Origin of the sequence: Lysinibacillus sp. KU-BSD001, assembly GCF_042920265.1 — a bacterium.
Taxonomy (GTDB): domain Bacteria; phylum Bacillota; class Bacilli; order Bacillales_A; family Planococcaceae; genus Lysinibacillus_B.
On sequence record NZ_JBDQZI010000005.1, the window covers coordinates 72,397 to 86,837 of the forward strand.

Annotated in this window: 13 protein-coding genes; 10 read left to right on the forward strand and 3 right to left on the reverse strand. The window is 38.3% G+C overall.

Annotated features, from left to right (window positions below; all coding sequences use genetic code 11):
* The first annotated feature begins 5 nt into the window (after positions 1-5).
* The 6 genes from AAGS61_RS09435 to AAGS61_RS09460 all read left to right on the forward strand — a co-directional run bounded on the left by AAGS61_RS09435 (position 6) and on the right by AAGS61_RS09460 (position 9,832).
* The gene (locus AAGS61_RS09435) at positions 6-1,118 is read left to right on the forward strand and encodes an AAA family ATPase (protein ID WP_391371148.1); all 1,113 of its coding nucleotides are present in this window, start codon (positions 6-8) and stop codon (positions 1,116-1,118) included.
* Between the two features lie 54 nt (positions 1,119-1,172).
* The gene (locus AAGS61_RS09440) at positions 1,173-2,663 is read left to right on the forward strand and encodes a vWA domain-containing protein (protein ID WP_391370602.1); all 1,491 of its coding nucleotides are present in this window, start codon (positions 1,173-1,175) and stop codon (positions 2,661-2,663) included.
* A gap of 67 nt (positions 2,664-2,730) precedes the next feature.
* On the forward strand, positions 2,731-3,564 hold the full coding sequence (locus AAGS61_RS09445) for a DUF2785 domain-containing protein (RefSeq protein WP_391370604.1): 834 nt from the start codon (positions 2,731-2,733) through the stop codon (positions 3,562-3,564).
* 318 nt (positions 3,565-3,882) lie between these two features.
* On the forward strand, positions 3,883-6,591 hold the full coding sequence (gene acnA / locus AAGS61_RS09450) for an aconitate hydratase AcnA (RefSeq protein WP_391370607.1): 2,709 nt from the start codon (positions 3,883-3,885) through the stop codon (positions 6,589-6,591).
* A gap of 511 nt (positions 6,592-7,102) precedes the next feature.
* Positions 7,103-9,334: an S-layer homology domain-containing protein gene (locus AAGS61_RS09455; RefSeq protein ID WP_391370610.1), complete on the forward strand. Its 2,232-nt coding sequence runs from the start codon at positions 7,103-7,105 to the stop codon at positions 9,332-9,334.
* Positions 9,335-9,574: 240 nt separating this feature from the next.
* Positions 9,575-9,832 (forward strand): hypothetical protein, encoded by a 258-nt coding sequence (locus tag AAGS61_RS09460; protein WP_391370613.1) that lies wholly within the window; start codon positions 9,575-9,577, stop codon positions 9,830-9,832.
* Between the two features lie 58 nt (positions 9,833-9,890).
* Here AAGS61_RS09460 and AAGS61_RS09465 read toward each other — a convergent pair whose 3' ends face one another.
* The 3 genes from AAGS61_RS09465 to AAGS61_RS09475 form a co-directional block, all read right to left on the reverse strand.
* Positions 9,891-10,214: a nucleoside triphosphate pyrophosphohydrolase gene (locus AAGS61_RS09465; protein WP_391370616.1), complete on the reverse strand. Its 324-nt coding sequence runs from the start codon at positions 10,212-10,214 to the stop codon at positions 9,891-9,893.
* Positions 10,215-10,292: 78 nt separating this feature from the next.
* Positions 10,293-10,589 carry a DUF2653 family protein gene (locus tag AAGS61_RS09470; protein WP_391370618.1) on the reverse strand — a complete coding sequence of 99 codons (297 nt, stop codon included), beginning with the start codon at positions 10,587-10,589 and terminating at the stop codon, positions 10,293-10,295.
* A complete protein-coding gene (locus AAGS61_RS09475; RefSeq protein ID WP_391370621.1) occupies positions 10,577-11,056 on the reverse strand; it encodes a hypothetical protein in 480 nt (159 codons plus the stop codon). The genes AAGS61_RS09470 and AAGS61_RS09475 overlap by 13 nt, the downstream gene beginning before the upstream one ends.
* 253 nt (positions 11,057-11,309) lie before the next feature.
* Here AAGS61_RS09475 and AAGS61_RS09480 point away from each other — a divergent pair, with 253 nt between their 5' ends.
* The 4 genes from AAGS61_RS09480 (at position 11,310) to AAGS61_RS09495 (ending at position 14,348) form a co-directional block, all read left to right on the forward strand.
* The gene (locus AAGS61_RS09480; RefSeq protein ID WP_391370624.1) at positions 11,310-12,293 is read left to right on the forward strand and encodes a diaminopimelate dehydrogenase; all 984 of its coding nucleotides are present in this window, start codon (positions 11,310-11,312) and stop codon (positions 12,291-12,293) included.
* A 177-nt stretch (positions 12,294-12,470) separates the two neighbouring features.
* The gene (locus tag AAGS61_RS09485; RefSeq protein ID WP_391370626.1) at positions 12,471-13,049 is read left to right on the forward strand and encodes a hypothetical protein; all 579 of its coding nucleotides are present in this window, start codon (positions 12,471-12,473) and stop codon (positions 13,047-13,049) included.
* A gap of 6 nt (positions 13,050-13,055) precedes the next feature.
* A complete protein-coding gene (purU, locus tag AAGS61_RS09490; RefSeq protein WP_391370629.1) occupies positions 13,056-13,949 on the forward strand; it encodes a formyltetrahydrofolate deformylase in 894 nt (297 codons plus the stop codon).
* A gap of 99 nt (positions 13,950-14,048) precedes the next feature.
* On the forward strand, positions 14,049-14,348 hold the full coding sequence (locus AAGS61_RS09495; RefSeq protein WP_391370632.1) for a hypothetical protein: 300 nt from the start codon (positions 14,049-14,051) through the stop codon (positions 14,346-14,348).
* Positions 14,349-14,441 lie beyond the last annotated feature (93 nt).

Here is a 14,441-nt window from a genome sequence, read left to right on the forward strand (position 1 = left end):
CCTATATGAAGTTGCAGCAAATACAACAGTGTTTAAATCGTAAGTTTTATGACCGTGAGGCTGAAATTGAGGCGCTGATGACAGCTCTTCTGTCACGCCAACATATTGTGTTCATCGGTCCAGCTGGTACAGGAAAAAGCGCTTTATCTTCCATGCTTGGTAAAATAGTAGAAGGTAGCCGATACTTTCAACATTTATTAACACCTTTTAGTACACCAGAAGAGTTATTTGGTGTGTTATCACTAAAAGATTTAGAGCAAGGCATTTATAAGCGCAATATAGAAGGAATGCTCCCAGAAGCTCACTTTGCGTTTATAGATGAAATCTTTAAAGCAAACTCTGCTATATTAAACTCTTTGTTAACGCTTATAAATGAACGTATTTATTATAATAACGGCGTGCCCGTTACTTCACCGCTTATGACGTTAGTTGGTTCTTCTAATGAATATATTGAAGAAGAGGAAGGGTTAGAAGCATTATTTGACCGATTTTTACTTCGGTATGAGGTAGAGTATATTCGAGAGGAAGATTCATTTATTTCAATGCTAAAAGATGAACGAGAAATGACTATGCCGACATTAACATTAGAGGAGCTCACTTTTCATCAGAGTCGTGTGAAGTCGGTGTTCATTTCGGATGCCATTTACCAAACTCTTGCTAAAGTACGTAGTAAACTACGAGATGAGGGCATTCGCCCATCTGACCGCCGTTTCAAACAGTCGCTATCCTTGTTGCAAGCGAAAGCGTATTTAGAAGGCCGTTTTGAAGTGACACGTACGGATATAACATTACTGAAACATACATTATGGGAAACGATTGATCAAAAGGGAAAAACAGAAGAAATTTTGCACGATATTTGCCATGACACAGTAGAGGCATTTATTGAACGAATTGTACCAGAGTTTGAGGACGTTATTGTCAATGCGCGAAATGCTATGATTCGTCGAACACCTAATTCACACACAACAGTAAGTGAATTATTGATACAAGGGAAATCGCTATTTTTAGAAGTGCAAGCGATGCATCGACAAGCGCCTAATCGGGAAGAGCTCATTCAGTTAAAACAGGATATGCACAAACGATTATTACAAATCACGACGGATGTGATTGGTTTTTAATTTTTCATAAATTTAAGGCGGCTAGTGTAGGCGCCTTTTTGTGTAGGTGAAAGCATGAAATATGTATATAGTCAAACGGTTTTATCTCCTTCTGAGCGGCAATTTGAACGGTTTAATGAACTAATGGGATTAGCCAAAATGCTGCAAGAGACTTGTGAGGAAGGTGAAAAAATATATGCTGGCTTTACTCATCTCCTCGGGGATATTTGGTATGCTTTTTATACATGTGAGTCGCAGTTGCAGTCTAATATGCAAAAACATCTTCCTATTCAGTACGATGTAGTCGAGCACCTCATGCAGACAGAGGAATTTATAAAATGGCAACAGTTAACAGTAGCGGATGATTTATTAGCGGTATTAACGACAGTATCGGTAGGAGAGCAGCTAAAAACATGGTTCAAAGATAATCGGGCAGTACGTGATGCACAATGGAAGCGAGAACGTGCTGAGCGAATGGAGCAGCGTGTACATGACCGAATAAAAGAGCTTCAAGTATTGCAAGGGGATTCGAGTGCCTCCGTGCAAGAAAAAAGGCGCATCCAGCTACAAATAGAATGGAATGAAAAACAGTTAGTGGCTTCACAACAAGAAAAGCAACAAGCATTAAAAGAATTGCAAAATACGATGCAGGACTTATCGAAGGGGCAGTTGAGTTTAATGCTTGCTCATTCGCAAAAAGAAGTAAGGGAAACTAAGCAAACAGTGGCAGAAATAGGCGCTCTATGTGGCAAAAAGTTAAACACGGTGCCAATAACGGAGCAGTTCCAACTAGCAGAGGAAATTAGGCAACAGGATGTGTTACAAAAAATTGCAGAATTAGTAGGACGCTTTAAACGTATTGCTAAGAAAAAACAAAAAATCAAACATAAAATGACGATGGAGCGTCAAAACATTACGTTAGGTCAAGAAGTAGGAAGGCTTTTGCCAATGGAGCTAGCACATTTTATTATGCCTCATGCAAAGCTTGACTTTTTACGCCGCTATGCAGAACAACAGACGCTTGTCTTTGATACACAAGGAAAAGAGCGTAAAGGACGCGGACCGATTATTATTTGCATCGATGAAAGCAGCTCCATGACATCGATCAAAGCAGAGAGTAAAGCTTTTTGTTTAGCACTATTAGCAATCGCACGGAAGCAAAAGCGTGATTTAGCCATCGTACCATTCGCTAGTGATGTCGGGGAAATGATGGTGTTTCCAAAAGGACGATCAACTGTGGATGAGGTGTTAGCATTTAATCGTCGTTTTTTAGGAGGCGGTACAAATTATGAGAAGCCTTTACGTGCGTCGCTCGATATTTTAACAACGAGTGAATTTAATCATGCGGATATTTTATTTGTAACAGATGGATCCAGCTTTTTACCAAGCCGTTTTTTAGAGGAATTTAATGTAATCAAGCAAAAGCGTAAGTTTGAATGTATAGCTGTTATACTAACGAATTTAATCAATACGGTAGATGTGGAGCTTGTGAAACGCTTTTCCGATAAAGTCATTGAAGTGAATACATTACTAGATGCAGAAGAAGCATTTTCAATCGGCGGATAGTTCCTCCTAGTCAAATCGGTTGTTGTCTCTTAAAATGACAATAATGATTTGATGAGGAGGAATATTTTTGAGAGAAACATTACAAATGGTGCTTGCCCAATCTTTAGAGGAGCGTCAAGCATACATAAACGAGCACCCAACCGTATTACAAGACATGTTAGCGCATATTGGTGACCCGAATGGTGAGCTTCGGGATCAGTTAAATTATCGTTTATTTATGGAACTATTATCCGCTAATCAAATTCCACATGCACAATTGGAACACATTGCAGTAACGTTAGTGCAGGAAGCGGGATTGTTGTACGGTTTAGACGAAGTCAATACAGACGCTGTGTATACCCGTTCATTTGCAGCACTTTGGTTAACAGCGATTTTACATGCGGATCGCCAACTACGCATTTTACCTAGCGACACAATTCAAGCGATTACGATGAGCGCGGTAAAGCTATTCCAAAGAGAGCGTGATTTACGTAGCTTTGTCAGTGAGACACATGGCTGGGCACACAGTGTAGCGCATGTGAGCGATTTAGCTGTTGCACTCATTCAACATCCTGATTTTAGCATGCATAACGCCCCGCAATTGTTACAAGGGATTAAGGCGGCGTTTTGGAAAGGGTATGTATTTACCGATGATGAGGAAGAACGTTTTACAAAAATAGTAGAAGCCATCATAGCAAAAGGATTTGAAGAGGATGTTTTAGTGGAATGGGTGGAACAAGTATTTGACAGATTAGAAATGAGTGCGTATGAGCGCGGCTATACACAGGAGTGGTTTAAAGCACGAACGAATATTTTGCATTTTATGAAGAATCTTTATTTCACACTGAAGTTTTCAAATCGCTACGATAAATTACGCGGGGTGATATCGATCTTTATCCAACGTTGGATGAAACTTTCTTAAATGAAAGCGAAGTCATTGTATATTTTATGGTCTTTATGAGCAATTTAAAAAAGTGTTTGTTGTCAACAGGTCTTAGTAGTACGAAACAAAAATCAAACGATAAGAAATCGGATTTTCGAAAAAGAAAATTTTACTATGCCAAATCTGCTCGTTATTGTAGAGAAATGTCGTATTTGTGCTAGGTCATAAATTAAACTTATTGCAAAAGATAATATTAATGTAATTTACTTATGTTAAAAAATGAGATATGATAGTTTTTGGAGAAAAGAAGCTTACATAACAGCCTTTTCAATTATGAAAAAATAGGGGGATTTACAAATGGCACAAGAGAATTTACACAATAGCCGTGCATCTTTCGAAGTTAACGGTAAACAGTACAACTACTACCGTTTAGCTGCAATCGAAGAAGCTGGTATTGCAAACGTATCACGCCTTCCTTACTCAATCAAAGTATTATTAGAATCAGTTTTACGTCAATATGATGCATATGTAATCAAAGAAGAGCACGTAAACGAATTAGCAAAATGGGGCGCTGGCGCAGACGCAGAAGCTGAAGTACCATTCAAACCATCTCGCGTAGTTTTACAAGACTTCACTGGTGTACCAGTAGTAGTAGACTTAGCTTCTTTACGTTCAGCAATGAAAGAAATGGGTGGCGATCCAGCGAAAATCAACCCAGCAATCCCTGTTGACCTTGTAATTGACCACTCTGTACAAGTTGACAAATACGGTAACGCATCTGCATTACAAGCGAACATGGACCTTGAGTTCGAGCGCAACGCTGAGCGTTATAACTTCTTAAAATGGGCACAAACTGCTTATGATAACTTCCGCGCTGTACCACCAGCAACTGGTATCGTACACCAAGTTAACTTAGAGTACTTAGCTCCAATCGTACACGTAAAAGAAACTGCTGACGGCACTTTCGAAGCATTCCCAGATTCAGTAGTAGGTACTGACTCACATACAACAATGATCAATGGTATCGGCGTTCTTGGATGGGGTGTAGGTGGTATCGAGGCTGAAGCAGGTATGCTTGGTCAACCATCTTACTTCCCAATTCCAGAAGTAATCGGTGTGAAATTAGTAGGCGAGCTTCCAAACGGAACAACAGCTACTGACTTAGCACTTAAAGTAACACAAGTATTACGTCAACGCGGCGTAGTAGGTAAATTCGTTGAGTTCTTTGGTCCTGGTGTATCTAAATTACCACTTGCTGACCGTGCAACAATCTCAAACATGGCGCCTGAATACGGTGCAACATGTGGTTTCTTCGCAATCGACGAAGAGTCATTAAACTATATGCGTTTAACTGGTCGTGACGAAGAGCACATCGCAGTAGTAGAAGCTTACTTAAAAGCGAACGATATGTGGTTCAACCCAAGCCTTGAGCCAGTTTACACAGATGTAATTGAATTAAACCTTGCTGACATCGAAGCGAACCTTTCTGGTCCAAAACGTCCACAAGACTTAATTCCATTATCACAAATGAAAGAAACTTACCGCAATGCAGTAGTTGCACCACAAGGTACACAAGGTTTCGGTTTAACTGAAGAAGAGTTTACTAAAACGTCAACTGCTGAATTCGCTGAAGGTGCAGTAGAAATTCCAGCTGGTGCTGTAGCAATCGCTGCGATTACTTCTTGTACAAACACTTCTAACCCATACGTTCTTTTAGCGGCTGGTTTAGTAGCGAAAAAAGCGGTAGAAAAAGGTATTAAACCTGCTAAGTGGGTAAAAACATCTTTAGCACCAGGTTCTAAAGTAGTAACTGGTTACTTAGAAGCTTCTGGCTTACAAAAGTACTTCGACGAAATCGGCTTCAACACAGTTGGTTACGGATGTACAACATGTATCGGTAACTCAGGTCCATTATTACCTGAAATCGAAGATGCAATTAAACGTAATGACTTATTCGTAACTTCAGTACTTTCTGGTAACCGTAACTTCGAAGGTCGTGTACACCCATTAGTAAAAGCTAACTTCTTAGCATCACCACCACTAGTTGTAGCTTACGCTTTAGCTGGTACTGTAGATATCGATCTACAAAAAGATTCTTTAGGTAAAGACAAAGATGGTAACGATGTATTCTTCGCTGACATCTGGCCTTCAACTGAAGAAGTAAACGAAGTATTAAACCAAGTAGTTACTCGTGAATTATTCCAAAAAGAATATGAAACAGTATTCACTGCTAACGAAAAATGGAATGCTATCGAGACTTCAACTGAATCTCTATACACATTCGATGACAAATCAACTTATATCCAAAACCCACCATTCTTCACTGGTCTTTCTAAAGAGCCAGGTGCGATCCAAACTTTAGAAGGATTACGTGTAATGGCTAAGTTCGGTGACTCAATCACGACTGACCACATTTCTCCAGCTGGTTCAATCGGTAAAGATACACCAGCAGGTAAATATTTAATCGAAAACGGCGTAGCAATCCGTGACTTCAACTCTTACGGTTCTCGTCGTGGTAACCACGAAGTAATGATGCGTGGTACATTCGCGAACATCCGTATCCGTAACCAAGTTGCACCAGGTACAGAAGGTGGTTTCACTACTTACTGGCCAACTGGTGAAGTTGAGTACATTTACGATGCATGTATGAAGTACCAAGAACAAGGTACTGGCTTAGTAGTATTAGCTGGTAACGACTACGGTATGGGTTCATCTCGTGACTGGGCTGCTAAAGGTACATTCTTACTAGGTGTTAAAACTGTAATCGCACAATCTTATGAGCGTATCCACCGTTCTAACTTAGTAATGATGGGTGTATTACCATTACAATTCATGGCTGGCGAATCAGCTGATACTTTAGGATTAAAAGGTGACGAAACAATCGCTGTTAACTTAACTGACGATGTGAAACCACGTGATATCCTAACTGTTACTGCAACTTCTCCAGAAGGTAAAGTAACGGAGTTCAAAGCATTAGCTCGTTTCGACTCAGAAGTAGAAGTAGACTACTACCGTCACGGTGGTATCTTACAAATGGTATTACGTAACAAAGCTCAAGAAGCTTAATTTACACATACCAAAAGAAGGCAAGGTCCAATAAAGGACTTTGCCTTCTTTTTATTTGCTATTTTTGTGCGTCTAACATCATCCTAGTAGTAACTAGATAGAACGATTCCGCATTGGTTGTGTTCCAAATTTACTAGCTGCTAATGCACTAGTATTATTAATTTTCCAATCTGCATCATATTACTTGCTATAGCTGCAAAATAATCAAATGTAAGATAAAAAGGCGCTTGCTCGTTGATTGGAGCGGAGGCGACTCGACTCCTGCAAGAAGTGAGTCAGCTGTAGCGGAAATCAACGTATTGCAATGTTCCCTTTAACAATAAGAAGTAAATCAACACGTGTGACACAACGTATAAGTTTTGGAAAGAAAATATACCCATTAATAATTTATTAACAAACTACACACTATCTTAAACATAGTAATCAGAAAATTAACGAAGGTAAATATAGATAATATTTGTAAACTTTTGTACAATTAGGTGGTAGTTACTAAGTAGATGGAGGTCTGACAATGGATAAACGCAAATTATTTGCTACAGTAGGTGCAGTAACAGCTAGTTTAGTAGCGGTTTCAGGTGTATCTGCTGCAGGATTTACAGATGTAGATGCGAAAAACTCACACTATGAGAACATTTTAACATTACATGAAGCAGGTGTTATTAACGGTTATGCAGATGGTACATTTAAACCTAGCAAGCCTGTAACACGCGGTCAAGCTGCGAAAATGTTAGTTAATGCATTTGGCTTAACAAAAGGGCCAGGAACAGCATCATTTACAGATGTGCCAGCATCCAACGAATATGCTGAAGCAATTGAAATTTTAGCGAGCTATGGTTTCATTAAAGGATATGCTGACGGCTCATTTAAACCAGCAGAAGAAATTACACGCGGTCAATTTGCTAAAATGGTCACAAGTATTTTTGAAATTACAGGTAAAGGTGCTAATCCATTTACGGATGTCGCATCTTCTAGCGAGTACTATGAGGCAATTATAGCGCTATATGAAAATGGTTTAACAACTGGTACTACTGCAAAAACGTATAGCCCGGATGCGAATGTCACACGTGGACAATTAGCTTCCTTTATTGTACGAGGTTTAGCATGGCTAGAAGCAGCTGTTGAAGAACCAGAAGAGCCAACTGAACAACCCGAGCAACCGACAGAAGAAAACACATTTGATTTATCCATTCTACATGTGAATGATACACATGCAAATGTAGCCAAATTTCCGAAGCTTGTAACAGCTGTAAAAGAGTATCGTGCACAAAACGAAGATGCACTATTATTACATGCTGGTGATGTACTTAGCGGTACGTTATATTTCAATGAATTCCACGGTAAAGCAGACTTAGCGTTAATGAAATTAATGAATTTTGACGCGATGACACTTGGAAACCATGAATTTGACTTAGGAGGCTCCGAAGAAGGTCATCAAGCATTAGTAGATTTCATTAAAGGTGCGAATTTCCCAGTATTAAGTGCAAATGCAGATTTTACAAAAGATGCGAAGTTTGCTGATATTGCCAACTATGAACATACGGCTGACTATGTCGATGGGCACCTTTACAAAGGGATTATTAAAGAAGTAAACGGTGAAAAAGTCGGGATCTTTGGTTTAACAACAGAACATACAGAAGATACTTCGTCTCCTGGTAATGTAGATTTAACAAATTACCTGGAAGCAGCTGAAGAAGCAGTAGCAGCGTTTGAAGCGCAAGGTGTGAATAAAATTATCGCTTTAACACATATCGGTTATGATGATAACCCGTTAGTAGATAATGATATTGAGCTTGCGAAAAATGTAGAAGGTATCGATGTAATCGTTGGTGGTCACACACATACACAATTAGACGAGCCGATCATCGTTGATACAAATACAGTTGGCGTAGCGAAAGATGCAACATTAATTGTACAAGCGTACCAATATGCTGACTACCTAGGTACATTAGATGTAACATTTAATGAAGAAGGTGTTGTGACAGAATACGCGGGTGAATTAATCAAACTTGCGGATGTAGTAGAAGATGAAGAAGCATTAAAAATATTAGCGCCATTCAAAGAGCAAGTGGATAAAGTAGCAACTAATGAAATTGGTGTAACATTAAAAGCAGAACTAACAAATCCACGCCAGTCTTCTGAAAGTGATACGCCAGGTGAATCCGTACGTGCAAACGAAACGATTCTTGGGAACTTAATTACAGATGGTATGCGTGCCAAAGCACAAAAATTCACAGATAAAAAAGTCGTAATGGCTCTTCAAAACGGTGGCGGTATTCGTGCAGCGATCCCGGCAGGTAATGTAACAGTTGGTCAAGTAATTACAGTACTGCCATTTGGTAATACGTTAGCATTAATGGATACTACAGGTGCTGAGCTACAAGCGGCGTTTGAAGTGTCGGTTCAACAGTTACCGAAAGAGAACGGTGGATTCCTGCACGTATCAGGCGCGCGTGTAACATACGATTCCTCTAAACCAACAGGTGAACGAGTTGTATCTATTGAATTATTAAATGCAGATGGTACGTATACTGCCATTGAAGCAGATAAAACGTATACAGTTGCAACAAATGCGTTTACGGCTAAAGGTGGAGACGGTTTTGATATGTTTGCGAAAGCATACGCTGAAGGCCGTGTGACAGATTTAGGTTTATCAGATTGGGAAAATTTCGCGGAACATTTAAAAGGTTTAAAGACCATTCCAACTGAAATCGAAGGTCGCATTATTGACAAAGTAGCAAAATAAGGTTGAAATCCATTTCGAGAAATTCTCTCGAAATGGATTTTTTAAGGCGATTAGTATGTAGATAGTTTATAGAAGAAAACTCTGTTCATGCGTATATTAGATAAGGTGTTATTAGCGCAAAGACTTTTGTAAAAATGTATATAGTTAACTATGAATCAATGTTATATTTCTAGTATAAATCTTTTGTTTTAATAATACATAATGTAAAATAAGGGAAAATAAATGAAAGGGGTTTATAAGATGGCGAGGTATGTACTACTAGCAAAACTCCATAGTGGTCCTCATTTCTTATTTCGGTTTGATCGACAGGAAATACTAGAATGTTTATATCAATTTCCAACGACCAAAGGACTGGAAGCATTAGCAGAATGGCCACTAGAGACACATAAAGAAATGAGCTTCTTCTTAGAAATGCTTATAAAAAATGTAAAGTACTATCATTTAAAAGATTTAAAGACGTCGAAAAAGGAATTTGTGCATTTCGATTCTATAATATAAGAAGTTCAAAGGCATTTATACCTTTGAACTTCTTTGATTTATATAGTAGAATGAGAATTTATTGCGATATACTATTTAAGTAAATGCCCTTTTCAAATCCACCTTTTTTCTTCTTTTTTTCAAGACGAATGGCTTCAAAATCTTCGGGTGAGACATCATGTAGTTTAATAGCTGCATAGATTAATTCTACCATATCAACTAATTCTTCAATGGCTTCATCTTTCGATTGGGCTGCATGATACTCATCTAACTCTTCATACATTTTTTTCGTAATTTCATGCTGGTGTTCGAGAGGGGAAAGTAATTTTAATGAGTAGCTTCCACCATCCTTTGTTACGAGTGAAGGTACTTTATCGCGAACTAATTTATTGAATGCAACCATCGTATAGCCTCCTTTATATATGAAAAAAGACGCCTGAAAGACGTCTTTTTAAATTAATAAAATAAGTTTCTTGTTAGATTATGACCATTCTACGTGGGCAATCATCCCAAGCTCGTCATCAATATCAAGGTGAATACGAGCTGCCATCGAATCTTGATGAAGTTGTTCGTCAATATAAAGACGAATGGCTGTAATGAAATGGGCTTGTTTATACTCGTCCATTACACCGTTATAATATGCTTCTGCACTATATCCGACTTCGTCATCATAGCAAAGCTCTACTTCAATGTGTTCAGGTTGTGTTTGCTTAAATTTTGCATGGAAAAAGCAAACGGCATTGATTAAATCTTGTTCCTGTAAAACTAGCTTTTCCATTGTGTTGCCTCTTGTTCTTTCTCTTTTTTACGTGTAATCATTCGAACGATTTTTACTACTAAGAAGACAATTAATACAATCGCACCTACATTAATTAGGAAGCCAAGGATCGAACCAAGTACGCCTAAATTACTGAATAGACTACCGAATAGTAAACCGGCTAAACCACCGATGAATAAACCTTTCATTAAGCCACCAGCAGAGAAGCCACCTTTTTTCGCTGTTGTGTCTGTTGTATTGTTTTTGTTCGTTGTGTTGTTGTTATTTGTAACCGTACCGTTGTTATTTGTGTTTGTATCATTGTCTTTGTTTTGCATGTTTGACGTGTTATTGTTTGAGTTGAAGCCCTTTTTCCCTGATTTGTAGGACTTTGCTTCGACTTGATGATCATCAAACATAGGGAATACTGTGCCGACACTTGAGAAGACAAGTGCAAAGGCTAAAAATACTGCTGTTAACTTCTTCATGTTGTTCCTCCAATAAATAAATTTTCACTTTTTAAGTATAGCAAATTTTGACTTAAAGTCTAAGAAAGATGCTTACTATATGTACGAATGGGCTTAAAAAAAGTTTCATATTTATTTTTCATATCGAATAAAACAAGATGAAAAATACTTGTGTATTTTTATGCTAAACGTTAGAATAAATATTAAATTTAGTGGGAATTCAGAAATCACATTAGTATGTGATTTTTTTAGTTCCGATGTAGGAGGATAATCTATGAGTAAAATTCGGATTGGTATTGTTGGGTATGGAAATTTAGGGCGCGGTGTTGAAGCGGCGATTTCACAAAACCCTGATATGGAATTGGTAGCGGTATTTACACGTCGTGATCCATCGACAGTACAAATCGGTGCTGAAGGTGTAGGCGTTTATTTAGTAGACGAAGCACAAAACTTCAAAGACAAAATTGATGTTATGATTCTTTGTGGTGGTTCTGCAACAGATTTGCCAGAACAAGTGCCTCACTTTGCACAATGGTTTAACACAATCGATTCATTTGATACACATGCAAAAATCCCAGAATTTTTTGAGGTAGCGGATCAAGTAGCAACTGAAAACGGGACAGTATCGATTATTTCAGTAGGTTGGGACCCAGGTTTATTTTCATTAAATCGTTTACTAGGTGAGACAGTTCTTCCGGTAGGGAATACATATACATTCTGGGGTGACGGCTTAAGCCAAGGCCATTCGGATGCAGTTCGTCGCATTGAAGGCGTTAAAAACGGGGTACAATATACACTGCCAATTCGTGAGGCGGTAGACCGTGTACGTGCGGGTGAAAACCCAGAGTTATCAACGCGTGAAAAGCATGCGCGTGAATGTTGGGTAGTATTAGAGGAAGGTGCAGATGCAGCGGCCATTGAAAAAGAAATTAAAGAAATGCCGAACTATTTTGCAGACTACGACACAACAGTGAACTTTACTTCAGAAGAAGAGTTAAAAGCGAATCATTCAGGCATGCCACATGGTGGATTCGTCATTCGCTCTGGTGAATCAGGCGTGGGCGATAAGCAAATTCTTGAATTTTCACTGAAGCTAGAGTCTAACCCAATGTTTACATCAAGTGTCCTTGTTGCGTATGCACGTGCAGCACATAAGTTATCACAAGCAGGCGACCGTGGTGCCAAAACAGTATTCGATATTCCATTCGGTTTACTATCACCAAAATCACCAGCAGACTTACGTAAAGAGTTACTATAATGGTCAAGGCAAAATCGTATGATGCGGTTTTGCCTTTCCTTTTATGGAGAAAATCTATTTACTGTCCAGATCTAACGTAAGCTTGCCTTTTCAAAATATTGAAAATATGATACGCTCTACACGATAAACTTCAGATTTTCGGTGGAAATGACGAGGAAGAAAGGGTGGTCATTTCACATGACAGCAAAAATTCAATATAACGGAATGCTTTTATTAGCCTCCTATGTCCAGCGCCTTTTCGTAGCAGAACAAGTAAAGGGCCGATTAGAGGAAGAAAGTACACAACTAGCAACGGTAAAAGATTATTTTGATTCAATCAATGCTATTATGCCTATGTTTACACAGACAAAAGTATTAACAGTGACACAAGGTGAAAAATTACGTGCGATAGTAAGTGGTGTAAAAGATATGATGCAGCATTATTTTGAGTCATTAAACACATCGTATGAGTACAAACTACGCATTGTAACATCCTCCTTATTTGCGGAGAAATTAATGGTTTCAGGCATTCTGAACTTAGGTAAAATCTTTAATGAAGATGTCGGAACTGACATGAAAAAACGTGAGCAGTTTTATGAAGAACGGGCAACGATGATGAATAAATTAGTAGCCGCACATGCAGCGGGCAATGCACCTACTGAACAAGTCGTAGCCGTTATCAATAATTGGTTTGAAGGTATCATGAAACAACAAGATCATATTTTGAAAGATATGGAGAAAATTGCACCGATGATTGGCATCGCAGAAAAGGAGTAAGAGAAAATGAGTACATCAACAGCTTTAAAAAAGGATCAGCAATTACAAAACCGTGCACGCATTTTAGTAAAATGTCCTGACAAACCAGGCATTGTCTCACTATTATCGTCATTTTTACATACGCATAATGCAAATATTATTGAATCAAATCAATATTCAAGTGATCCAGAAAACGGTACATTCTTTATCCGTATCGAGTATCACTGTGAAAATTTAGTAGGTAAGCGTGATGCGATGGAACAAGAGTTTGCACAACTAGCAAAAACGCATAATATGACGTATAGCTTCCATTATAAGGCGATTCGTGAACGTGCAGCGATTTACGTATCCAAAGAGACACACTGTTTAATGGAGCTTTTATGGGAGTGGCAAAACGGAGATTTAGATATGGATATCGCCGTGGTCATTAGTAACTCAGATGTTGCCCGTCCAATGGTAGAGGCACTTGGTATTCCATACTACTACATTCCAGCAAACAAAGATATTCGTGAGCAAGTAGAGGCACAGCAAATTCGTTTAATGGAAGAGTTTAAAGTGGATCTTCTAATTTTAGCGCGTTATATGCAAATTTTAACGCCAAACTTTGTGGCGCATTTTGAAAGCCGCATCATTAATATTCATCATTCATTTTTACCGGCATTTATCGGAGCAAATCCATATGCACGAGCGTTCGATCGTGGTGTGAAACTGATCGGTGCAACAAGCCACTACGTTACAAATGACCTTGATGAAGGACCGATTATTGAGCAGGATGTAGAACGTGTCGATCATCGTGATGATGTAGCAACATTAAAGAAAATCGGGCAAAAAATTGAACGTCGCGTTCTCGTAAAAGCGGTAAAATGGCATTTAGAAAACCGCATCATTGTAGAAGGTAATAAAACAATTGTATTCCAATAATATGACAGCACTCTAACGGATTGTTAGAGTGTTTTTTATTATATAATAGTTAAAATTTGGTATAATTGAGAGCGTATATAGCTGAAAGAGGCTTTAGTCATGTCAATAGTCTTCATTTTTATGCTTGTAATAGGCATACTTATTGGCTGGCTCATATCATATTTGTATAGAGATAGAGAAAAAGTAGATAAGGGCTTTACATTGATGTATGTAAAATTATCTTATCGTAGAAAAATGATTCGTATATTGTGGATGTTTCCTGTAGTCGTTTTTTTACTAATTATTATTTTTAAATATGGTGAATTTGATACAACCATGAATATACTTGTAGCGATGTTATTAACAATACTACTGATTATTCAAACCGTATATAACTATTATCAGTGGAAGAAACCATGAATTTATTAGGTAAAGGCAACACCGAGACGATAGCGGGTTGCCTTTTACATTCGCTATTTTTCTTGACTACTGTAACTTAAAGTTCAGAAAAAA

Coding starts and splice junctions, on each gene's coding strand:
- AAGS61_RS09470 (WP_391370618.1), bottom strand. CDS start 10,589: ATGGAAAAGCTAGTTTTACAGGAACAAGATTTAATCAATGCCGTTTGC.
- AAGS61_RS09495 (WP_391370632.1), top strand. CDS start 14,049: ATGTCAATAGTCTTCATTTTTATGCTTGTAATAGGCATACTTATTGGC.
- AAGS61_RS09440 (WP_391370602.1), top strand. CDS start 1,173: ATGAAATATGTATATAGTCAAACGGTTTTATCTCCTTCTGAGCGGCAA.
- AAGS61_RS09480 (WP_391370624.1), top strand. CDS start 11,310: ATGAGTAAAATTCGGATTGGTATTGTTGGGTATGGAAATTTAGGGCGC.
- AAGS61_RS09460 (WP_391370613.1), top strand. CDS start 9,575: ATGGCGAGGTATGTACTACTAGCAAAACTCCATAGTGGTCCTCATTTC.
- AAGS61_RS09455 (WP_391370610.1), top strand. CDS start 7,103: ATGGATAAACGCAAATTATTTGCTACAGTAGGTGCAGTAACAGCTAGT.
- AAGS61_RS09465 (WP_391370616.1), bottom strand. CDS start 10,214: ATGGTTGCATTCAATAAATTAGTTCGCGATAAAGTACCTTCACTCGTA.
- acnA (WP_391370607.1), top strand. CDS start 3,883: ATGGCACAAGAGAATTTACACAATAGCCGTGCATCTTTCGAAGTTAAC.
- purU (WP_391370629.1), top strand. CDS start 13,056: ATGAGTACATCAACAGCTTTAAAAAAGGATCAGCAATTACAAAACCGT.
- AAGS61_RS09485 (WP_391370626.1), top strand. CDS start 12,471: ATGACAGCAAAAATTCAATATAACGGAATGCTTTTATTAGCCTCCTAT.
- AAGS61_RS09475 (WP_391370621.1), bottom strand. CDS start 11,056: ATGAAGAAGTTAACAGCAGTATTTTTAGCCTTTGCACTTGTCTTCTCA.
- AAGS61_RS09435 (WP_391371148.1), top strand. CDS start 6: ATGAAGTTGCAGCAAATACAACAGTGTTTAAATCGTAAGTTTTATGAC.